Origin of the sequence: Dyadobacter sp. SG02 (assembly GCF_900109045.1) — a bacterium.
Classification (GTDB): Bacteria; Bacteroidota; Bacteroidia; order Cytophagales; family Spirosomataceae; genus Dyadobacter.
Genome location: NZ_FNYL01000001.1, coordinates 891,891 through 913,016 on the forward strand (window position 1 = coordinate 891,891; position 21,126 = coordinate 913,016).

Here is a 21,126-nt window from a genome sequence, read left to right on the forward strand (position 1 = left end):
TTGGATATGCAAACGCAGGAAAACATATCATTCGATAAATTGATCAGCCTTATCAGAGGCCTATCGGACACTCAGCGTGCCCGGTTGAAAGTTGAAATTGACCGAATGGAAAATGAATCTCCCAACAACTCACTTGAAGATTTCCTGCTGTCAGCCCCAAAGTTCTCTGAAAATCAAGTTAAAACGATTGAAGAAACCAGAAAGGCAATTGACCAATGGCGAAAGAACTAGTGCTTGTTGACACCTCTATTCTAATCGATTTTCTCAGCAAATCTGACAAAGCGAACTCCCGGCTACTGAAACTGGTGAAGGATGAATTCACCTATTGTATTTCGGCGATAACGGAATTCGAAATTCACATCGGGGCTACCCCAAATCAATTTGATTATTGGGAGGATTTCTTGTTCAGAACGCAGATCCTGGCATTCGACAAAGAGATCGCCAGAACGGCTGTCGATATCAGCAAGGCACTCAAAAAGCAAAACAAATCAATCGGAATGGCAGATCTTTTTATCGCTGCCACAGCTATCCATTATAGCCTGCCGCTTGTTACATTGAATTTAAAGCATTTTGAAAGGGTCGATGAACTGCAACTCTTGTAACCCATGAAAACAGCACTAATCCTCTCAGGCGGGGGCGCTCGCGGGATTGCGCATGTGGGGGTCGCGCAGGCGCTGCGGGAACGCGGAGTTCGGGCGGATGTGATCAGTGCGACGAGTTCCGGGGCGTTTGTGGGAGCTTTGCTGGGCTATGGTTACGAGCCGACCGATATTCTCAAAATCATCCGCGATACCAGTTTTTATCCTTATCTAAGATTCGGTATCGGGGCGAACGGCTTGCTGCATATGCGGAAGATGGAAGACGTTTTTCGGAAATTCATTCCTCAAAATACTTTTGAATCACTCAAAACGCCGCTGATAGTGACTGCGACCGACATTGTTTCGGGAGAAGAAGTCCGTTTCCGTAGCGGAGAACTGGCATTACCGGTCCTGGCGTCCTGCTGCATTCCGGGGCTTTTCAGTCCGATGCATTACAACGGCCACGACCTGGTCGATGGAGGCGTTTTGAATAACCTGCCCGTCGAACCGGTGCTCGACGAGGCAGATTACATTATCGGGAGCCATTGCAATCCCTTCAATTTAGATAAACCTTTGAAACGGACGACGGAGATCGTTTACCGCAGCCTCATTCTGGCAATGCATACCAAAACCAGGGCGCGTTTCGCGAAATGCGACTTACTCATCGAACCGCCCGCATTGAGTCGTTTCAGCATTTTCGATTTCCGGAAAGCGGATCAGCTTTTTGAAACAGGATACACCTACACCAAAACGCTCCTGAACGAGCACAAAACCCTATTTCCCTGACGCAGCCACCGCTTTATTTCCGAGTGTGCTGATCACCCATTCCCCCACCTGCTGCCCCTGCTTCTGACCGTTTTCGATGGCGTCCATAAAGTGGATACCGCCGTAAAACCGCGACAATCCGGATTCCTCCGAAGCATGAAGGAACGATTTGAATGGGCGTGCTTTCAGATTAAAACGCTCCTCAACGGTGTCCGTATAAGCGAAGTTGTCTCCGAAGTAATGCGTGAGAATCACCGCCGCCGCCGTCGAAATCACCGAGTGTCCGCTTAAATATTCCGGGAACGGCGGGGTTTGCAGGAATGGCTTCCAGGTCGGGTCGATGTACTTCCGGATGGCGGTTTCGGGGCGGATGCGGTTGCTTCGGAATTTCTCGTCCCAGCAGGCCATAAAGCCGTCCATCAACCCGATCGCTACCGAGGTATTGATCAGCATGGTTTTACCAAAATCGGTCTTTGCTTTCCGGCAGGCAATGTCGGTAATGCCCATCCAGTGCGCACCCGGGGAGATTTTCTTCATTCCTACCAATAAATGCCCTTTGTTTTCCAACGCAAACGGGTTACAATCCCAGAATGCCGCGATTACGCGGTGCTCCTCCGCTTTGGTATCGTCGTAATTACGTTTCATGAGTTTATAAAACTCCGAATCCTTCGACTCCGAGAATGCAACCGGCGGCGCGGGTTTGAATTGCGATGCCGAATCGAGCGTGAATGGCCGCACGGTTTTGAAATAGGGCTCCACCGGCGGGAAATAACCCGGAGGGGTCGGGTACCAGGTTCCAAGGCCGCCGTGAGGCTCGTAGCGTGGGAAGTTGCTGATCTTGTTGTAACGGTCGCCTTTGGCATACTTCAAAATTTGCTTGCTCACCGCCAGCGCATACTCCTGCGAACCGGCGAGTACTTCATCGCTAAACCCGATTCTCTTGCAGGAATCGACCAGACTTTGCTGGTATTTTTTGAGTAGCAAACCACCGGAAGGCTGCATTTTCTTCGCGGTTTCGAGCATTGCCAATGCCGCGGCGAGCTGGTAGGAATACTCTCCTATCTTTGGCTTTTCGATTTCCGGGAAATCATTCAGCACGCCATGCATCGTCGGATAGGCCTTATCATTCGCGGCAACCACCTCGTAGCCGGCCAGACAAGCATAGGAATAGAACCGGGCCCCGAGTGGCGGATTGGTGACGTCGTGCACCATTACGTCCGTCATCTGCATCGTTACCTGGCCGATTACCGTCGGATCGATCTCTGTCTTCGATTCATTCTTTTTGCAGGCCGTCCACGTTACGGCCAGCAGTATTCCAAGTAGAAGGTTACTGAACTTTGCCAATTTGATATGCTTTTATTTCCTGTTGATTAATCCCGAATAGCAGTTTATTGCCGAGCGGCAGCACGCTGCGCACATCGCCTTTCAATCCAAAACCCGATTGATCCTGATGCACATATTCAAACTGCCCCTTACCATTGCCTTGCAAAAGAATACCGTAGTTGGCATCATACTTCCCAAACCGCAACCGCGCCTTACTCACATTCCCGCAAAGCAACAGATCCTTCTTGCCATCGCCATTGTAATCCATTGAAGTAATAGTGTAAACCGGCGATACCTGCACCTGCAATGGCAATGTCTTTTCGGCGAATTTGCCACTTGCGGCCCTTTCGAAATATGCTGTTTTTAAATAGGTAGCTTTCAGTTCCTTCGCTCCTTCGAGTTCTTCTTTCGTGAAAATTTCTTTCACACTCAGGTCCGCGTAGCTTTTGTAGTCCTGGTAACGGGTACGCATAATGCTCATCTGATCGAGCATTTCGTCGCGGGTTACGTACGGGTAGCTCTTTCCCTGGATATAGAAGCTCATAATCGGGTCGATAGAGCCGTTATCGTCGAAATCTTTGTAAACCATTTCCACCGGCTCGGCGTCGCTCGCTTTGCACTGGGTGTTGGTGCCCATATTACCGATCACGAGGTCGTCTTTACCATCGCCATTCAGGTCTTCGACAAGGATTTTGTTCCACCAGCCATTGTAAGGTTTGTCGAAATATTCGGTGGTTTTGTTTTCAAGCTTTCCATTGTTGTTGATGAAAACCGTAACCGGCATCCACTCTCCTACTACGATCAAATCGGCTTTTTTGTCCCCATTCAAATCTGTCCAGGCAGCGTCGGTGACAAGGCCGATACGTTCCAGTTCTTGGGACAATGCGGTAGTCTGATCGGTAAATTTCCCTTTCCCGTCATTGATCAAAACATAACTGCGCGGCGTCTCGGGATAGCGACCGGGAATTACCCGCCCGCCCACAAAAAGATCAGGTTTACCATCGCCATTGACATCCGCCGTGCGTACACAACCCGCACTCGTGAGCATTACGGGCAATGCGCCTGCGGCTTTGGTAAAATTGCCTTTGCCGTCATTGATATACAACCGGCTTTGCAGCAACGGGTCCTCGGGCATAAAGCTCGCATAACCGCCGCTGGCGACGAAAATATCCTGCGCACCGTCGCCGTTCGCATCGAAAAACAATGCGTCGGTGTCCTCACTTTGCTTGTCTGCTTCAAATGCAGGTACCGGTTTCAGGCTGAACGCCCCGCCCTTTTGCTGAATGTACAATCTGGCTACTTCCCCCGACGTACCGCCGATAAACACATCTTCCAAACCATCCCCATTCACATCGCCCTTTCTCATGCAGGGGTTGGAGAATGATATCGGGTTGATCAGCAGCGGCTGGCGCTTGAAATCGTTCAGTTTCACCGCCGGGCTCTTGAATGCTATCGGCGAAGCTACTGGTGTAAACAGCGGCGCAACGGCTTTGCCCGCCTTCCTGTTCTCCTTCGCATTGGTCTCGGAGATTGCCAGTATTGCATTGGTTTTGGGATTAACCACCTTTTCCTGCTTGCCACTCAGCCAGGTTACAACCAGCGAATCGACAGCAGCCTCTTTTCCCAATCCGAAATGCAACACCGGCGACACGCTTGACTGGTAGCCGCGGGTCGGCATTTGTTCGAGGTATTGCTGCTGGCCTTTCTGATAGATCGTCACTTTCGCGCCAAGGCCCAACGTATTCTGCCCCGCTCCGGTAAGTTTTATTTTGAGGTAGTTGTTTTTCAAATGCTTGTCACCGTCGTTCTGGTAAATGAATGCAGGCTTGTTGATATTGTTCACAACAAGGTCGAGGTCGCCGTCATTATCGAGGTCGGCGTAAGCGGCACCGCCGGAATTGGAGACATCACCTACGCCCCAGTTGTCGGCGACGTTCGTAAATGTGAGGTCCTTTTTATTTTGGAACAGGTAGTTCTTCATATTCGAAGACGGCATCTGGTACACGAGTTGCAGCACGTCCTCGCGTTTTACCTGTCCTTCAATGCGCTTCAAATGATCGCCCATGAATTTCACGAAATCCATATTCGTGAAATCGCGCAGGTTACCGTTGGTGATGAAAAGGTCTTTCCAGCCATCGTTGTCATAATCGGCGAACAGCGACGCCCAACTCCAGTCGGTATTTGAAACGCCCGAAAGCTGGCCAATTTCGGAGAATACCGGATGTTTGGTTCCCTTACCCAGGCCTTCATTCAGTTGCAGCATATTGCGCATATACTGGTGGTGAAAGCCCATTCTGACGTTAAAATCAAACAATTCGTAGTTATCGAGGCCGGTCAGCAGCTTCTGCCGACGGTTATCCTCGGGAAGCATATCAAGCGTAAAAATGTCAGGCAGGCCGTCGTTGTTGAAATCGGCAATGTCGTTACCCATCGACGAATGCGATGTGTGGCCAATACTGGCGTCGAGCACGTCGGTAAACGTGCCGTTGCCATTATTGATATAAAGAAAGTCCGGAACAGAGTAGTCGTTGGAAATGTACATATCCTGCCAACCGTCCTGATTGATATCGGCAATACCGATGCCCAGGCCGTAAGTCAGTTGCGAGCTGTGAATGCCCGCTTTTTTGGTAATGTCTGTAAAATGCGGTGTGCCGCTTTGCGGATCGTTGCGGAATAGTCTTACCCCGGTTACCGGGTCTTCTTTTTGGAGGAGGTTCGCCGTGCTGGCCTCGTCGAGAATCGGGAGCGCTTTCGGGTTATGGTTGAGCAGGAACATATCGAGGTCCCCGTCTTTATCGAAATCGAAAAATGCCGCTTGTGTGCTGTTGCTCATCACGCCCAGGCCGTATTGCTCGGCCATTTCTTCAAACTGCGGAATGCCCTGCGCATTATTGCCCTTGTTGATGAACAGCTGGTCTTTCAGGCTCTCGGGCGAAACCGCTCCGGAGTAGCAAACGTAAATATCAAGCTTACCATCCCCATTCACATCGGCCATTGTAACACCCGTCTTCCACGGACGCTCGCGCCCGCCTACCTGCGCAATGGCCGTAATGTCCTCAAACACCATCTTGCCCTTGTTCAGGTACAGCTTGTTGGGCACCATGTTGCCGGTGAAGTAAATATCGTCGAGTCCGTCGCCATTGAGGTCGCCTGCTGCCACGCCACCACCATTATAAAAGTATTCGTACATCAACACGTTGGTATTCAACCCTTCGGTCAATGTGTTGGTAAAATCTACTTTGGTTTGTTCGGGTGATAAAAGGGTGAAGAGCTTCGGGCCGTCGGGACCTTTCTTTTCTTCTTTGGAATCGGAGGATTTGTCACAACCGGAAAGTACCAGTCCAGCGATCAGAACAATGCTGCCTGCTTTCCAGGGCCATATTTGCTTCATGACAGGAATGAAGAGTTTTGAAGGAGTAAAAAAAAGAAACTATGCCTTGTACGCCAAGGCATAGTTTCTGTAAAATTAGTCAATAAAATATAACTATTTATCGTAACCCGGGTTTTGTACCAGTTTTGCGTTACGGTTCATTTCGTCGCGGCTGAACGGACGGAAGTACATCTTATCCACCCATGTACGGTTTTCATGCGATTTTTCTTCCACCGGAGTGTAAGTATAATCGTAAACCGTTGGATCATAATGATATGGCTCCTTCATTGACTTACCAGCTTTGAACTTACCGATCACGTTAATGTACTGCAACGGACGGCCCAATGTAGCCTGCGCGACCATCCAGCGACGTGCATCGTGGTAACGTTGCTCTTCGTAAGCCATTTCAATGCGTTTTTCATGACGGTATGCTTCTTTCAAAGCCGCACCCGACGCTTTCAACGCCGGCATACCCGCACGGAAACGGATCTTGTTCAGCCATTCCAATGCAATCGCGTCGTCGCCAACCTCGATGCTTGCCTCGATGTAGTTGAAGGCCAGCTCGGTCACACGGATAAATGGCCATGGAATGTTCTGACGGTCGGTGTTGTCGTACAACGATGGGTTCGGATCGATGAACTTACGCATGTAGTAACCGGTACGGCTACCGTTCCAGTCTTCGATAGAGCTGCTGCGGGTATCGAGTCCTTTGCGGTTGAATAATGTCCCTTTGTCATCCAGCAGGTCATAGGCGCCGGTCTGGATCTGGTTGGCAGGATCTTTCGCATCGGACGGACGTGGTTTCCAGGTAGCTCCGTCATACATCACGGTTGCATAGAAACGCGGGTCGCGGTTCACGTAAGGGTTCGCTTTGTGCGTAGGGTTAGTCCATGAGAATGCAGTTCCATCCATCATTTCGTAATCGTCCACAAGCGTACCGATCGGCGTGTTACCAGCCCAGTTGTGGTAGCCGTTCGGCCCGTTGTTCAATCCGGTCTGACGTGCACCTTCGCTCTGGCTTGGCGTGAAATAGCGTCCGAAAACGATATCGTTCGCCGAAGCGTCGAGCGTTTTGTCGGCAGAGGCACCAGCCATGGCGAGCGAAATGTAGTTAAGCTTGCCCTGTTCCGCCGTTACCGGGGCGGTCAGGTTCAGCTTGTAACCGGCACCGGCAGCATCGAGGGCCGCTTTGGCAGCAGCCTGTGCGGCTGTCCAGCGCGCCTTGCGATCACCAGAAGTGGAACCTAGGAATTCCGGGTTTGAGAATCCGGCCAGTACGGTGGATTTCGCTTTCATCGTAGGCACGTCGTGCAAATCACTCGCAGCATAAAGCAACACGCGTGATTTCAGCGCCAATGCAGCCGCTTTCGTAGCGCGACCTTTTGCAAGGCTTTTACCATCCAGCAACAATGCAGCGCTATCCGCATCGCTCACGATCTGCTTCACGCATTCATCCCAGGTATTACGGGGAACGGAGTAGTCTTCGTTCAGCGCGTATACTTTCTTGATGATCGGCACCGCACCGTAGTAGCGAATCAACTGCTGGTAATAATAGGCACGCAGGAAGTAGGCTTCTCCTTTCAGACGGGATTTCAACGCCTCGTCAGTGAAAGTTGCGGTTGCCAGGTTCGTCAGCGCGATGTTCGTCGCGCGGATACGGGTGTACATCGGTCCCCATCCGTAGGTGTCGTCCACCCATCCCAGGTTGGAAGGGCTCAAACTACCTTCGTTTACGGTGTTGATGTTACGGCCGGTGTGGGTAAATACCGCTTCGTCGGTCAGCGAGGCCAGCATTTGTTCGCTGAAACCACCCTGCTGCAATCCCTGGTAAATACCTGTCACAAAACCTTCTGCCAAAGCACCGTCTTTCCATGCTTCTTCGCTCGGGATTTCCGTTGGCGGCGTCACGTCCAGAAAATCGGTGTCGCACGACGCAAGCCCTCCGCCCAGCAAGGCAATTAGCAATAGACTTTTATATTTCAATTTCATATTTCTTAATCGTTAAAATGCTACACGTACGCCTGCGCTGAGAACTCTTGCTTGCGGATAGTATTGACCGCTCGTTGTAGTCGCCTCGGGGTCCCACACTTTGATCTTGTCGAAAGTAATGAAGTTCAAACCGTTCACGTAAACCCGGAAATTGCTCAGACCGAGTTTCGAGCCGATTTCCGCTGGCAGGTTATACCCGATTTCGACGTTTTTCAAACGCAGGTAGTTGTTGCTTTTCAGAAAGTAGTCGTTGATACCACCACCGCTACCGCCGGTGAAACCGCCACCGGAGCCGACATTTGTATAGTACCTGTTGTTACGGTTAGTCAAACGCGGGTAGTCGTTTGTTGGATTATCAATGGTCCAGCGGTGGTCGTAATCGTATTTCAGATAGTTACCGATGTCACCGGATTCTGTAAGACCTACGAGTTGCAAACCACCCATTGCTCCCTGGAACAACATCGCCAGGTCGAACTGTTTGTAGCCCAAATTGATCGACGCACCACCTGTAAACCACGGACGTTGCGTTTTATCGGAACGAACACGGTCATCCCCGCTGATTTTGCCATCATTATTGATATCCTTGAACTTCATATCACCTGGGCGAAGGTTCCCTGTGATCGGGCCGTAATCAAGTTTGTTCGCATCGATTTCCGACTGATCCCTGAAAACACCGTCGAATTTGTACATGAGGAACGAGTTGTATGGCATTCCTGTCGTATGCTGATAGGTGGGAGCACCTGGCGTTTCGTCCCAGAACGTGATCTTGTTTTTGGCGTAACCGCCGTTCACGCTTACAGAGTAAGTGAAATCGCCTGCATTGCCGTCGTAGCTCACTTTAAACTCCCATCCTTTGTTCACCAGCTTTCCAAGGTTTTGGGGCGGAAGACGGCCATCGATACCGACTGATGAAGGCGTAGAACCCGCTTTCGGGATCAGCGTTTTTGAACGGTTGTTTACGAAATAGTCAAATTCGAAAGACAGTTTGTCATTCAGCAAAGTACCTTCGATACCGAAGTTGGTGTTGTTTGCAACCTCCCAGGTAAAGCTTGGGTTAGCAATACGTGTTTCCAACAAGGTTCTTGCCACCTGATCGTTGATAATGTAGCTTCCGAAGCCCATTGTCGACAGGTATTGGTACTCAGCCAGCGTTTCTGTTCCGAGGAAGTATGGCTCCGCACCCATTTGTCCCCACGAAGCACGCAGTTTCACGTTGTTCACGAAGCGAGAAACACTGTTTTTCCAGAAATTCTCTTCCGAAATACGCCAGCCCGCCGATACCCCGGGGAAGAAACCGAAACGGCCTTCTTTAGGGAACACATACGAACCATCCACGCGCCACAGAAACTCGGCCAGATATTTTTCTTTGAAGTTGTAACCTGCACGGCCATAGTAGCTCAAACGTGCACGTTTATACAAATCGCCACGGTTGGTACCGGAGTTATCAATGTTTTGCTCGGCAGTACCACCGGCAAAAAGCTGGTCAACAACGGGTGAAATGTAGTAGCGGCGGAATGCGAAGAAACCGTCGGCATCTACTTTCTCGCGCTGGATACCGCCCATTACATTAAAGTTGTGTCCACCTACCGATTTTTCGTATGAAACCTGACCTGTTAGCTGAATAGACAATTCCTGTGCGGAAGTTTCTGTCAAACGCGGGTCTTTGAAAGTCGAACGTACGGTTCCCGTCAGGAACGGCGTGGTACCGTCAGCTTCGAAAGTCTTTTTGTCCCAGAAATAAAGCGTCCAGGGCGTTTCGAAGTTTTTCACGCGGCGCAGTTGCTTATCGAGCGCAGCCATTGCATTGACTTTCAACCCTGGCACACCTGGTATCTGGATTTCAAGACCGCCGTTGGTTTGGATATAGTCGCGTTTGTCGTTACTGTAACCCGTTGTGTTGGTAGTAATTACCGCAGGGTTCTGACCGTTTTCAATATCCGGGCCCGGACGTCCGTCTGGCCAGATCGCGATTTCAGTCGGTTTACCGCGCATCAACATACGGAAGATCGCACCCGCACTGTTACCTCCCGACGGGAAGTGACGGAACTCTTCACGCAATGTAACACCCAGGTTAGCAGTAATATATTTATTGATTTTAGTGTCCAGGTTGATACGCATATCGTACTGCTTGTAACCTGTTGCAGAATTGATATAGTAACCATCCTGATTGATGTGACCTAATGAAGCGAGGTATTTAATGGTTTCGCTACCACCTGTCAATTGCAGATTGTGACGTTGCTGAGGCGCCCATTTGCGGAGGACAGATCCGTACCAGTCGGTGTCGGGATAAAGCAACGGAGACGACTGGTCTCTGAATTTCTGCATATCCTCAGGTTTATAAACCGCATTCAGTACGTTTCCATTATCGATCCTTTTATAAGAACCGGTTGTATTGAAACCCTGCAATGCACCTTGCCACTCACCTACCGGAAGGTTGTCATAGATCTGCAACTCGTTACGGATCGTAGCATATTCAGCTGCATTCGACATTTCCGGGGTACGAGTAGGCTGCGAAATACCCAGGTTCATATCGTATGAAATCTGTGGCTTGCCCGTTTTACCGCGTTTGGTCGTTATGAGGATTACCCCGTTACCCGCGCGTGAACCGTAAATCGCCGCGGCCGCATCTTTCAGTACCGAAATACTTTCGATATCGGCAGGGTTGATACGGTCGAGACCACCGGAACGGTTAGGAACACCGTCCACAACGATCAGCGCGTTGCTGTTACCCAATGAGTTGGTACCGCGGATACGGATTGCCGAGCCGTCGTAGCCGGGCTCACCGCTGGATTGTACCGCCGAAATACCGGGCAGACGTCCGCCCAGCGTGTTGGATAAGTTGGCAGCAGGTGCTTTTTGTAATTCGGTACCTTTCACAGCGGTTACCGAGCCGGTCAGGGTTGCCTTTTTGGCCGTACCATAACCTACCACGACCACTTCTTCCAGTGCCTTGGTGTCAGCCATAAGGATTACATCGAGAATGCTTTTGCCGCCTACCGGGATTTCCTGCGTGAGATAACCGATAAATGAGAACACGAGTGTACCGTTTTTCTCGGCATTCACCGTGTAAAGCCCCTCGCCGTCTGTCACTGTACCCGCGGTGGTTCCCTTCACGACAACGCTCACCCCAGGCAGCGGTTGTCCCTGTTCATCTTTGATCTTACCCTTGATGGTATTCTGGGCGAATGCACCCAAGACCGTCACCAGGGCCAGGCAAAGAGAAAAAACACTTCGTGATACAGCACGAGGCGTCCATCCAGTAGAAAATCTCATAGATTAATAGTTAGATTAAGAATGTTGTAGTAAGATGTTTGCTTAACCGTATAAGCACGGAACGTAGAATCAGTCATCGATTTTCGTTTCGAAAATCCGCTGCTTCGGATCAGAAAAGTGTAGCCAGGAGAATTATTTACATAGTGTAATTTTAGTGATTAGGGTGAGTACTTTCATCGAACAGAGTTCAGGATTTCAAACAGTGTATATCGTACACAATCTTATACGGATACTCCTATTGATTGTAGAAGAAGTCCCATTGGCCGGTATATACTCGCTTGATTGTACAAAAAGATATTAATTTTTTTACAAAAAAAAGGTTTCCCGGTTAATGAATATGCATTCTTAAAAAATAACAATAAATAATAGTACGTATCATACATTTTTTATGATTTAGTAATATATAAGTTACAATAAATCACTCTTTTGTACAGAATTACCACCGAATTCCCATTTCTTGCTATATTCGTACAAAGCATTTCAGTTACAAATTCCCTATCCCATCGAATGAAGTTCCGTCTACTTTCCCTCTTGTTCATCAGCTTCGTATGCGGGTGTAAAAAGGAGTCTGCCCCCGAGGAGTATAATGCGAAGGCCGCCGATCCCAAGTTGTTCCATGAAACGGCCACGCATCTGACCGACGTGATTATTCATGATATTTTCAAACCACCGGTCGCAAGCCGCATTTACGGGTATTCCTTTCTGGCCGCCTACGAAGCGCTCGCGCCAGGCCACAAAGAATATCAATCTCTTGGAAATCAATTGGTTAAATTTAAAACACCACCCCAACCCGACTCTGCGTTAGCCTATTGTTTTCCGCTCGCGAGCGTGAAGGCATTTGCGACCGTGGGCAGGACGCTTACTTTCTCGGGCAATATGTGGGATGAGTATGAGAAGGGCCTTTTCAAAAAATATCAGGAAATGGGAATCCCGGAAGACGTATATGAACGCTCTATCGCATACGGCGATACGGTAGCCAAGCATATACTGGCATATTCGGCCAAGGACCACTACAAGGAAATACGCGGATACCGCTATACGGTGACCAATAAACCCGGCACATGGGTACCGACGCCTCCCGCGTACGCGGACGCGTGCGAACCTATGTGGAATACCGTTCGCACATTCGCGCTCGATTCGGTGACACAGTTCCGGTGCCCGCCGCCCGCACCTTACGACCTCGCCAAAAGCAGCAAGTTCATGCAGCTCGCGATGGAGGTTTACAACACGGGCAAATCGCTCACCGAAGACCAGAAGGCTACCGCCTACTTCTGGGACGACAATGCATTTGTAACCAATGTCGTTGGACACGCCATGTTTGCCAATAAAAAAATGACCCCCGCCGGTCACTGGATGGCGATCGTACGAACGGTAGCAAATGACCGAAAACTCGACCTGATGCAATCGGTTGAGGCATATACGTTGGGAGCGCTCTCCATTTACGACGCATTCATAGCCTGCTGGGATGAAAAGTACCGTACCGTTCGCATCCGCCCCGAAACGGTGATCAACAACAACTGGGACCCCAATTGGCGGCCTTTTCTCGAAACACCTGCATTCCCCGAATACGTAAGCGGCCACAGTTCCATTTCAGCAGCGTGCGGGGTTGTGCTAACGCATTTGGTGGGAGATAATGTAGCATTCACGGACACTACCGAGAAGAAATACGGGCATGGTGTGAAATCCTTCAAGTCTTTTGAAGAAGCTTATTGGGATGCGTCGATCAGCCGCGTTTATGGCGGTATCCACTACCGCGACGGCGTAGAGGAAGGAACGCATCTGGGCCAGAAAATAGGGGAAAATATATGGCAAAGGGCCGTGACACGCCGAAGCCGCAGTATTCTGGCGCAAAGCCCTAAGCCCTAGGCATGCACATGATCGGCATTGTAATGCAGCCCGATGTTCTCGCGTCGGGCCATTGCCATTTTAATGACAAGGTATGAAACCGAGATCATGTTCCTGAGCTCGCATATCGCCACCGACACTTTCGATTCGCGGTACAATTGCTCGTGCTCCTCGTGCAGGAGTTCGAGACGGTCGTAGGCGCGTTTCAAACGGCGGTCGGTACGCACGATACCCACGTAATTGGACATAATGCTGTTCAGTTCCCGCGTCATTTCGGTTACCAACACCTGTTCTTCCGGATGCGTAGTGCCCGAATCGTCCCACTCGGGGATATTCTGAGGGATCACCGCATCTTCAAAATTGGCCACCGTGCTTTCATAAGCGCGATGCCCGAAAACGACGGCTTCGAGCAAGGAATTGGACGCGAGACGGTTGGAACCATGTAACCCGGTGCAGGAACATTCCCCTACCGCATATAAAAATTCGATATTGGTCTTCCCCCACTCATTCACGCGCACGCCCCCGCACATGTAATGCTGCGCAGGCACGACGGGGATCATATCTTTTCGGACGTCGATACCCTGTTTCAGGCAGTATTCGGTAATGTTCGGGAAATGCTCGAGAAACTTCTCGTAGTCGCAATGCCGGACGTCGAGATAGACATGGTCGACACCGTTCTTCTTCATTTCGGAGTCGATGGCACGGGCAACAATGTCGCGCGGGGCGAGCGACAGGCGGCTGTCGTAGTTTTCCATAAAGGTACTTCCGTCCGCCCTTTTTAATATTCCTCCAAAACCACGCACCGCCTCCGAAATAAGGAACGAGGGCTTCTGGCCGGGCTGGTAAAAGCTCGTGGGATGGAACTGGATGAATTCCATATTGTCGCAAATGCCTTTGGCGCGGTACGCCATGGCAATACCGTCGCCGGTCGCGATGGTCGGGTTGGTCGTACTTTGGTAAATGTTGCCGATGCCGCCGGTAGCAAGCAATGTCGTTTTAGCCAAAAACTTCTCCACTTCCCCGGTACGGCGATTGAGCACGTACGAGCCGAAGCATTTGATATCCTCGCGGTAACGATAAACCGTTTCCCCCAAATGGTGCTGGGTGATGAGCTCCACCGCGTAGTAATGGGTAAAAATCTGGATGTTTTTGTGCCGGTTCACCTCTTCCAGCAATGCCCGCTCTATTTCTGCGCCGGTAATATCCTTGAAATGCAAAATACGGTGATCGGAATGGCCGCCTTCCTTTGCCAGGTCATAGTCCCCATCTTTTTCCTTATCAAAGCGCGTTCCATAGTCGATGAGCTCCTGAATGCGCTCGGGTGCCTCGCGCACGACGATTTCGACGATATTCTTTTTATTGACCTCATCCCCCGCGTCCATCGTGTCCTGAATATGCTTTTCAAACGAATCGGACTCCGCCCAGACGACCGCAATGCCGCCCTGCGCGTATTTGGTGTTGGTTTCATCGGCCTGAACCTTGGTGATCACGGCGATGGACACTTCCTGTTTCAATTCGTCAAAATGGCGGGCTATTTTGGCTGCGTAGCTTAGTCCGGCAATTCCCGAACCGATAATCAGAAAATCAAACTGGGGCATAATTTCAGGAATAGGGTTAAATCGGGTGTCAGATGCCTTTGCTTAGTTCCAGCATACGTGCTACGGACTCATAAGCTTTCAGGCGGATATCCTCGGGCACAAAAATCTCCGGCTGTTCGTAATACAGCGCATTATAGACCTTTTCGAGGGTATTCATTTTCATATACGGGCATTCGGAGCACGCACAGGTATTGTTATCGGAACCTGGGGCTGGAATAAGCTTCTTATCCGGCACCGATTGTTTCATTTTATGCAGGATACCGGCTTCGGTAGCTACGATAAACTTGTCGTGACTCGACTCTTTCACGAATTTCAGGAGACCTGTTGTAGAACTCACAAAATCCGCCTGTTTCAGAATATCTTCCTTGCATTCGGGATGGGCGATCAGCAATGCATCCGGGTTTTCCGCACGAAGCTGGGCCAGTTTCTCCCTTGAAATATCAATATGCACAATGCAGGCACCATCCCAAAGCACCATATCGCGACCGGTCTTATGTGCCACATAACGGCCCAGGTTCGCATCCGGCGCGAATATGATCTTCTGGTCTTTCGGCAGGCTTTCGACGATCTGTAATGCATTCGATGAAGTACAAACAATGTCGGTCAATGCCTTGATCTCCGCGGAGCAGTTGATATAGCTGATCACAATATGATCGGGATATTGCGCTTTGAATGCGGCAAACTTGTCGGCCGGGGCTGAATCCGCCAGCGAACAGCCTGCATTCAGGTCGGGGATCACTACCTTTTTACTGGGACTGAGAATTTTGGCCGTTTCGCCCATGAAGTGCACACCACAGAAAACGATCATGTCGGCATCGGTAGCGGCTGCCTGCTGCGAAAGGCCGAGGCTGTCGCCGATGTAGTCGGCCAGGTCCTGGATTTCCGCGTCCACGTAATAATGCGCGAGAATGACCGCATTCTTTTCTTTTTTCAGGCGGTTGATCTCCGCAACCAGATCGATATCTTCCGCGATCGCCTCCGTCACATATCCGTAGCGGTTAACCTGCGCTTCAATTGTAGTCATTATGGTGAATAATTGGCTTTTATTTAATACTAAAATCCATGCCGAATTTACGATATTAAACCAATGAAAAGCAAAGAAAGTGCGGCAGCCGCGCTAAAACAAAAGCCGCCGGGAACGGTCCCGACGGCTTTCTGATGCTTCGTATGAGTGAGTGTCCTACAACACCCACCGGAAAAATGCGTAAAGCGTACCCGACAGCAACATGGTTACGGGCAATGTCAAAACCCACGCAATCACGATGTTACGGATCGTACCGCCTTGCAGGTTTTTCACCCCTTTGCTGGCTACCATCGAGCCCGCGATACCGGATGAAAGTACGTGCGTGGTACTTACCGGAAGACCCAGGGAAGACGACACCCCTATCGTACTCGCCGCCACAAGCTCAGCCGAAGCGCCCTGTGCGTAAGTCAAATGCTGCTTTCCGATTTTTTCACCGATCGTTACCACGATCCGCTTCCAGCCTACCATTGTACCAAGGCCCAGTGAAAGTGAAATCATGAGAATTACCCAATCCGGCGCGTAGTCGGTGTACCTTCTGATCCCGTGTTCACCGCCCGATTGCTTTTTCAGGAATGCGAGGTCCGTAGCGTTAAGGTTGGCCTGACCATTATCAAGGATAGTTTTGATATTACGGCTTATCAGCAACAGGGAACGACGTGCTTCCATACGCTCTTCTTTCGGAAGGCGGTGCTCCGGCAGCGGATGATTGATCTGCGTTTGCAAATGCGTGAGCTCAGCTTTAATGGTATACAAATGCGCCCGATCTGAGATGGACAGACGTGTCGAATCGATCGTGTTCACTGCCTGTTCGATGCCCACCAGATCGGCCTTCATACCGATCGGATCTTTGGAATTATCCAATGCAAAATGGGCAGGAACAATACCGATCAGGATCAGCATCACAAGTCCTACACCCTTCTGTCCGTCGTTGGAGCCGTGGAAGAAGCTTACCAGTGTACAAGTAGTAATAAGGATGGCGCGGATCCAGATCGGCGGCGCTTCGTTTTTCTTGGGTTCGCTGAAAACGATCTCACGCAGCGGCTTGGACAACGATCTTCTCAGGATGAACATAATAATGATCGCGAGCGCAAAACCAAAGATCGGCGAGGTGAGAAGCGACATGAAGAGCTCTTGCGCTTTCGACCAGTTAACACCGGTACCTTGTGTATTTTCAGGCATTAATGTAAATGCAAGGCCCACGCCGAGGATAGAACCGATGAGCGTGTGCGAGCTGGAACTCGGCAAGCCGAAGTACCAGGTACCCAGGTTCCAGATAATCGCGCTGAAAAGCAATGCGAAGACCATCGCGGCGCTGTGATAGACGTTCTGATCGATCAGAAGCTCCACCGGCAGCAGGTTCACAATCCCCATTGCCACTGCGATCCCGCCAAAGAATACACCGCAAAAGTTCATAAAACCCGACCATATTACCGCCACATTCGGTTTCAGGGAGTTGGTATAAATAACCGTCGCTACCGCGTTGGCGGTATCGTGGAAACCATTAACAAATTCGAATGCGCAGGCCGCTAAAATACTAAACGCGAGGAGGATGAAAATGTCGGTTTCAAGACCAAACATAAAAGAAGTTGATAGGTTGAATTATTGACGCAAAACTACTTATAAACGCCCGACCCAATGTTAAGAAATTGTTAAGTCAGGTTAATCTCAGTTTGTTTCTTTGTTAGCCAGCTGCCCGCAAGCGGCGTCGATATCCTTGCCCCTGCTCCTCCTCACGTGCACCGAAACCCCTCTGTCTTCCAGGAAAGCGGCAAATTTATCCAGCCGGTCGGCTTCTGTATTTTTAAAATCAGCCTCGGCGATCGGGTTATATTCAATGATGTTCACCCGTGCCGGAACGCGCTTGCAAAACTCCCAGAGCTCCTTCGCATCCTGTAAAGTATCGTTGAAATTATTGAAGACAATATATTCGAAAGTAATGCGGTTGCCGGTTTTCTTATAAAAATAATTCAACGCTTCGGCGAGGTTATCCAGCGAGTTCGATTCGTTGATCGGCATGATCTGGTTACGCTTTTCGTCGTTGGCCGCGTGCAGCGACAATGCGAGCCTGAACCGAACTTCGTCATCCGCCAGCTTCTTGATCATCTTGGCAATACCCGCCGTGGAAACGGTTATGCGCTTGGGCGACATATTCAGCCCTTCCGGCGAAGTAATGTACTCAATGGATTGGAGCACGTTCGCGTAATTCAGCAACGGTTCCCCCATTCCCATATATACAATGTTGGTCAACGGCGCATTGAAGGTCTTTTCCGCTTGCTGTGCAATTGCCACCACCTGGTCGTAGATTTCTCCGGCTTCGAGGTTGCGCTTGCGGTCCATATAGCCCGTCGCGCAGAACTTGCACGTAAGCGAGCACCCTACCTGGCTGCTTACGCAGGCGGTCATGCGGTCGGCTGCGGGTATGAGCACGCCTTCCACGAGGTTTCCGTCAAAAAGTTTGAATGCGGATTTAATGGTACCGTCGTTGCTGTGCTGTTTTTTGGCAACATCGAGTGAGTGGATCACGAAATGCTCGTTCATCAACTGGCGTGTGGCCAGCGAAAGGTTGGTCATTTCGTCGAATGAATGGGCTGATTTTTTCCAGATCCATTCATATATCTGTTTTGCCCTGAAAGCCTTCTCCCCGTGTTCGGTCATCCAGGATTTGATCTGGTCGACATTCAATTTACGGATGTCTTGCTTTTGCTGTATCGTGGTCATTTTCTGCTATAATCTGTCAAACACGCAGGGCATTCAACTGTAATTTTCTGCAAAGGTACTGAATGTCAATGATGAAAGCTTAACCGAGTCGAAAATTCGAAAGTTCAATCTTCGAGGTAATCGCGTTTCCAGTCGCGGATAATGTCGGTGCCCTGGGGCATTAGCGACAAGCCTTTGGTGATCACCGTAGGCGCTACCGGCACTACAAGCGGGTAGAGATAAGTATCTTCCGTGCGGTGCGCGGGGATTTTCACGCCGATGGCATCTACCAGCCAGAAAAACACGCTGATCCCGAAAACCCACGTAAAAACACCGACCATCGCGCCGGCAAAACTATCGAAAGTACCCAAAATAGAGTACCGCAACGATCGCCGGATGGTGTAGCCGAATTGGTTGAGAAGGAAAATAGTAGGAAAGAAAATCGCGGAAAAACCCACATAAGGCAGGATTTTCCGTGCGACACCCTCGCTGAAATACGGCGTGAGGACCTCCATCCCCAGGCCCAGGAATTTGAAACCCAAAATCATGGCTACCACCATGCCCAGAATCCCGATGATCTCGATGAGCAGGCCCTTGCGGTAACCATGTAATGCGCCCCATAGCAGGGGAAGAAGGATGAGAACATCCAGTAATTTCATGCGAGCAATGCTTTCACCAACGTGGAAACGACGCGCCCGTCGGCCTGGCCGGCCAGCTCTTTGGTAGCCACGCCCATTACCTTGCCCATATCCGAAGGCCCCGCTGCACCTACGCGCGCGATGATCTCCTGCAATTTGGCTTTCACTTCGTCCTCGGTCAGTTGTTTAGGCAAAAACTGCTCGATTACCGCCAGTTCTGCTTCTTCCTTTTCCAAAAGATCGGCCCGGCCTTGCGTTTTGTATATATCAGCAGACTCGCGGCGTTGCTTCGCAGCTTTGGTAAGCAGTTTCAACTCGTCGTCGGCGCTGAGCTCTCCGCTGGCACCACCTTTGGTTTCTTCCAATAAAATCAACGACTTGATCGCGCGCAGTGCACGTAATGTATCCTGGTCTTTGGCACGCATCGCGTCCTTGATACCTGATTCTACCTGGGTTTTTAGTGACATCGTTACTTAATTTTGAATGATTGAATGAGTGAATGAGCGAATGAGTGAATGTCAGAATTTTGAATGTTGAATGTTGAATTTTGAATGAGTGAATGTTGAAAGTCCAGTCATTGTCATTCGGTCATTTGTTGTTTGTTTTATTGATTTAGGTCAAAATTTAGCTTCAAAAGTATTTTTAAGCACTCAAATGCTAAATTTGTAACAGACCGGCAAAGTTAGCAATTCACTTGAAAACTCAGTTTAATGCAACCCCATTCGGTTATTCAATCATTCAGTCATTCACCCATTCACTCATTCATTCATTCATTCATTCACTCATTAGCAAAGCCCCATTCAGTCATTCAATCACTCAGTCATTCAATCATTAAACTACCATGACCCGTCTAAGCGTCAACATCAACAAGATCGCCACCCTTCGCAATTCCCGTGGCGGTGACAATCCCAATGTATTGAAAGTAGCGCTGGACTGCGAGCGGTTCGGGGCGCAGGGCATTACAGTACACCCGCGGCCCGACGAGCGGCATATCCGCTACCAGGATGTGTACGACCTCCGTGAACTCGTGACGACGGAGTTCAATATCGAGGGTAACCCTTCGGAAAAGAAATTTGTGGAACTGGTTCTAGCCAACAAGCCCGACCAGGTAACCCTTGTTCCTGATGCATTAGGCGCCATCACTTCCAATGCAGGCTGGGATACCATCACGCACCGGGCACAGTTGACCGATCTTGTAGGTACATTCAAATCGGCCGGAATCCGGGTTTCTGTTTTTGTGGATCCCGATGAATATATGGTAGAAGGCGCGAAAATCTGCGGCGCCGACCGTGTGGAACTCTACACCGAGCCATTTGCAGCAGGCTACTTTGAAAACCGCCAGAAAGCGGTGCTACCATTTATCAAAGCCGCCGAAAAAGCCCGCGAAGTAGGCTTGGGCCTGAATGCCGGCCACGACCTCAGTCTCGATAACCTGCATTTCCTGAAACAAAGCATTCCCTGGCTCGATGAAGTCTCGATCGGCCACGCATTGATCTGCGATGCATTATATATAGGATTAGAAAATACGATCCAGATGTATTTAAGGGAGTTGGAGCTGTAATTTATGTAGCGTAGCGGATGGCGCGAAGCTCTTGCTTCGTGCCAATTATTCGCAGGCCTCCGGCCGGCATCGTATGGCACACATCGCACACGCCAGCCAGAGGCTGGCAAATAGCGTGGGGCTGACTAAAAAGCCCCGAATCGATTTGGCTGTAAATCGGCCGTTTTAGATTTTTCAGACTTCATAGAAGCCTGGTTTGATTAAAAGGGTCAAAAAGCCGCTCTTGGGAGTGCTTTTGACCCTTTTTTGCTTGTTATGCAGCTGCTTTTTGCTGTTTGAGGTGCAGTTTTCTCAGATTATGGGCCATGGCAACCAGGGTAAACTCGGCGGTTGCCTTTTGTAGACCTCTAAGATGGAAGCGGCGGAAGCCCATATTAGCTTTTATGTCACCAAAACAACTTTCTATTTCAATACTTCGTCGTTTCCGGAGCTGGAAGCCTTTTTGTGAATGAAGGTTTGTCCGGG

General features: G+C 50.0%; 16 protein-coding genes. 5 read left to right on the forward strand and 11 right to left on the reverse strand.

Annotated features, from left to right (window positions below; genetic code table 11):
* Positions 1–6: 6 nt before the first annotated feature.
* The 3 genes from BMW93_RS03730 to BMW93_RS03740 are packed head-to-tail and all read left to right on the forward strand — an operon-like array spanning position 7 to position 1,364.
* Positions 7–231 carry a hypothetical protein gene (locus tag BMW93_RS03730; RefSeq protein WP_090373817.1) on the forward strand — a complete coding sequence of 75 codons (225 nt, stop codon included), beginning with the start codon at positions 7–9 and terminating at the stop codon, positions 229–231.
* Positions 216–602 carry a type II toxin-antitoxin system VapC family toxin gene (locus tag BMW93_RS03735; protein ID WP_090373818.1) on the forward strand — a complete coding sequence of 129 codons (387 nt, stop codon included), beginning with the start codon at positions 216–218 and terminating at the stop codon, positions 600–602. Before BMW93_RS03730 ends, BMW93_RS03735 begins: the two co-directional genes overlap by 16 nt.
* A gap of 3 nt (positions 603–605) precedes the next feature.
* Positions 606–1,364 (forward strand): patatin-like phospholipase family protein, encoded by a 759-nt coding sequence (locus BMW93_RS03740; protein ID WP_090373819.1) that lies wholly within the window; start codon positions 606–608, stop codon positions 1,362–1,364.
* On the opposite strand, the gene BMW93_RS03745 is transcribed toward BMW93_RS03740, so the two are convergent.
* The 4 genes from BMW93_RS03745 to BMW93_RS03760 all read right to left on the reverse strand — a co-directional run bounded on the left by BMW93_RS03745 (position 1,353) and on the right by BMW93_RS03760 (position 11,298).
* A complete protein-coding gene (locus BMW93_RS03745; protein WP_090373892.1) occupies positions 1,353–2,657 on the reverse strand; it encodes a vanadium-dependent haloperoxidase in 1,305 nt (434 codons plus the stop codon). The two genes, BMW93_RS03740 and BMW93_RS03745, sit on opposite strands and share 12 nt — an antisense overlap.
* Before the next feature lie 13 nt (positions 2,658–2,670).
* Entirely contained in the window at positions 2,671–6,057 is a 3,387-nt protein-coding gene (locus BMW93_RS03750) for a VCBS repeat-containing protein (protein WP_090373820.1), read from the reverse strand.
* A gap of 93 nt (positions 6,058–6,150) precedes the next feature.
* Complete coding sequence (locus BMW93_RS03755) at positions 6,151–8,025, reverse strand: RagB/SusD family nutrient uptake outer membrane protein (protein ID WP_090373821.1); 1,875 nt, start codon at positions 8,023–8,025, stop codon at positions 6,151–6,153.
* A 12-nt stretch (positions 8,026–8,037) separates the two neighbouring features.
* A complete protein-coding gene (locus BMW93_RS03760) occupies positions 8,038–11,298 on the reverse strand; it encodes a TonB-dependent receptor (RefSeq protein WP_229240175.1) in 3,261 nt (1,086 codons plus the stop codon).
* A 507-nt stretch (positions 11,299–11,805) separates the two neighbouring features.
* Here BMW93_RS03760 and BMW93_RS03765 point away from each other — a divergent pair.
* The gene (locus BMW93_RS03765) at positions 11,806–13,164 is read left to right on the forward strand and encodes a vanadium-dependent haloperoxidase (RefSeq protein WP_090373823.1); all 1,359 of its coding nucleotides are present in this window, start codon (positions 11,806–11,808) and stop codon (positions 13,162–13,164) included.
* Here BMW93_RS03765 and nadB read toward each other — a convergent pair.
* The 6 genes from nadB to BMW93_RS03795 all read right to left on the reverse strand — a co-directional run bounded on the left by nadB (position 13,161) and on the right by BMW93_RS03795 (position 19,567).
* Positions 13,161–14,741 (reverse strand): L-aspartate oxidase, encoded by a 1,581-nt coding sequence (nadB, locus tag BMW93_RS03770; RefSeq protein ID WP_090373824.1) that lies wholly within the window; start codon positions 14,739–14,741, stop codon positions 13,161–13,163. The genes BMW93_RS03765 and nadB overlap by 4 nt on opposite strands.
* Before the next feature lie 28 nt (positions 14,742–14,769).
* A complete protein-coding gene (nadA, locus tag BMW93_RS03775; protein ID WP_090373825.1) occupies positions 14,770–15,765 on the reverse strand; it encodes a quinolinate synthase NadA in 996 nt (331 codons plus the stop codon).
* Between the two features lie 156 nt (positions 15,766–15,921).
* Positions 15,922–17,343: an inorganic phosphate transporter gene (locus tag BMW93_RS03780; protein WP_090373826.1), complete on the reverse strand. Its 1,422-nt coding sequence runs from the start codon at positions 17,341–17,343 to the stop codon at positions 15,922–15,924.
* An 87-nt stretch (positions 17,344–17,430) separates the two neighbouring features.
* On the reverse strand, positions 17,431–18,483 hold the full coding sequence (gene rlmN, locus BMW93_RS03785) for a 23S rRNA (adenine(2503)-C(2))-methyltransferase RlmN (protein WP_090373827.1): 1,053 nt from the start codon (positions 18,481–18,483) through the stop codon (positions 17,431–17,433).
* Between the two features lie 104 nt (positions 18,484–18,587).
* Positions 18,588–19,121: a CvpA family protein gene (locus BMW93_RS03790; RefSeq protein WP_090373828.1), complete on the reverse strand. Its 534-nt coding sequence runs from the start codon at positions 19,119–19,121 to the stop codon at positions 18,588–18,590.
* The gene (locus tag BMW93_RS03795; RefSeq protein WP_090373829.1) at positions 19,118–19,567 is read right to left on the reverse strand and encodes a GatB/YqeY domain-containing protein; all 450 of its coding nucleotides are present in this window, start codon (positions 19,565–19,567) and stop codon (positions 19,118–19,120) included. Before BMW93_RS03795 ends, BMW93_RS03790 begins: the two co-directional genes overlap by 4 nt.
* 374 nt (positions 19,568–19,941) lie before the next feature.
* Here BMW93_RS03795 and BMW93_RS03800 point away from each other — a divergent pair, with 374 nt between their 5' ends.
* Positions 19,942–20,661, forward strand: a complete 720-nt coding sequence (locus tag BMW93_RS03800; protein ID WP_090373830.1) for a pyridoxine 5'-phosphate synthase — start codon at positions 19,942–19,944, stop codon at positions 20,659–20,661.
* A 253-nt stretch (positions 20,662–20,914) separates the two neighbouring features.
* Here the strand turns inward: BMW93_RS03800 and BMW93_RS35070 are convergent.
* On the reverse strand, positions 20,915–21,126 hold a 212-nt coding region (locus BMW93_RS35070), incomplete at its 5' end, for a transposase (RefSeq protein ID WP_143061573.1).

Excerpts from the sequence above, each read along its gene's own strand:
- BMW93_RS03730 (WP_090373817.1), top strand. The coding sequence starts at position 7 with ATGCAAACGCAGGAAAACATATCATTCGATAAATTGATCAGCCTTATC.
- BMW93_RS03735 (WP_090373818.1), top strand. The coding sequence starts at position 216 with ATGGCGAAAGAACTAGTGCTTGTTGACACCTCTATTCTAATCGATTTT.
- BMW93_RS03740 (WP_090373819.1), top strand. The coding sequence starts at position 606 with ATGAAAACAGCACTAATCCTCTCAGGCGGGGGCGCTCGCGGGATTGCG.
- BMW93_RS03750 (WP_090373820.1), bottom strand. The coding sequence starts at position 6,057 with ATGAAGCAAATATGGCCCTGGAAAGCAGGCAGCATTGTTCTGATCGCT.
- BMW93_RS03755 (WP_090373821.1), bottom strand. The coding sequence starts at position 8,025 with ATGAAATTGAAATATAAAAGTCTATTGCTAATTGCCTTGCTGGGCGGA.
- BMW93_RS03760 (WP_229240175.1), bottom strand. The coding sequence starts at position 11,298 with ATGAGATTTTCTACTGGATGGACGCCTCGTGCTGTATCACGAAGTGTT.
- BMW93_RS03765 (WP_090373823.1), top strand. The coding sequence starts at position 11,806 with ATGAAGTTCCGTCTACTTTCCCTCTTGTTCATCAGCTTCGTATGCGGG.
- nadB (WP_090373824.1), bottom strand. The coding sequence starts at position 14,741 with ATGCCCCAGTTTGATTTTCTGATTATCGGTTCGGGAATTGCCGGACTA.
- nadA (WP_090373825.1), bottom strand. The coding sequence starts at position 15,765 with ATGACTACAATTGAAGCGCAGGTTAACCGCTACGGATATGTGACGGAG.
- BMW93_RS03780 (WP_090373826.1), bottom strand. The coding sequence starts at position 17,343 with ATGTTTGGTCTTGAAACCGACATTTTCATCCTCCTCGCGTTTAGTATT.
- rlmN (WP_090373827.1), bottom strand. The coding sequence starts at position 18,483 with ATGACCACGATACAGCAAAAGCAAGACATCCGTAAATTGAATGTCGAC.
- BMW93_RS03790 (WP_090373828.1), bottom strand. The coding sequence starts at position 19,121 with ATGAAATTACTGGATGTTCTCATCCTTCTTCCCCTGCTATGGGGCGCA.
- BMW93_RS03795 (WP_090373829.1), bottom strand. The coding sequence starts at position 19,567 with ATGTCACTAAAAACCCAGGTAGAATCAGGTATCAAGGACGCGATGCGT.
- BMW93_RS03800 (WP_090373830.1), top strand. The coding sequence starts at position 19,942 with ATGACCCGTCTAAGCGTCAACATCAACAAGATCGCCACCCTTCGCAAT.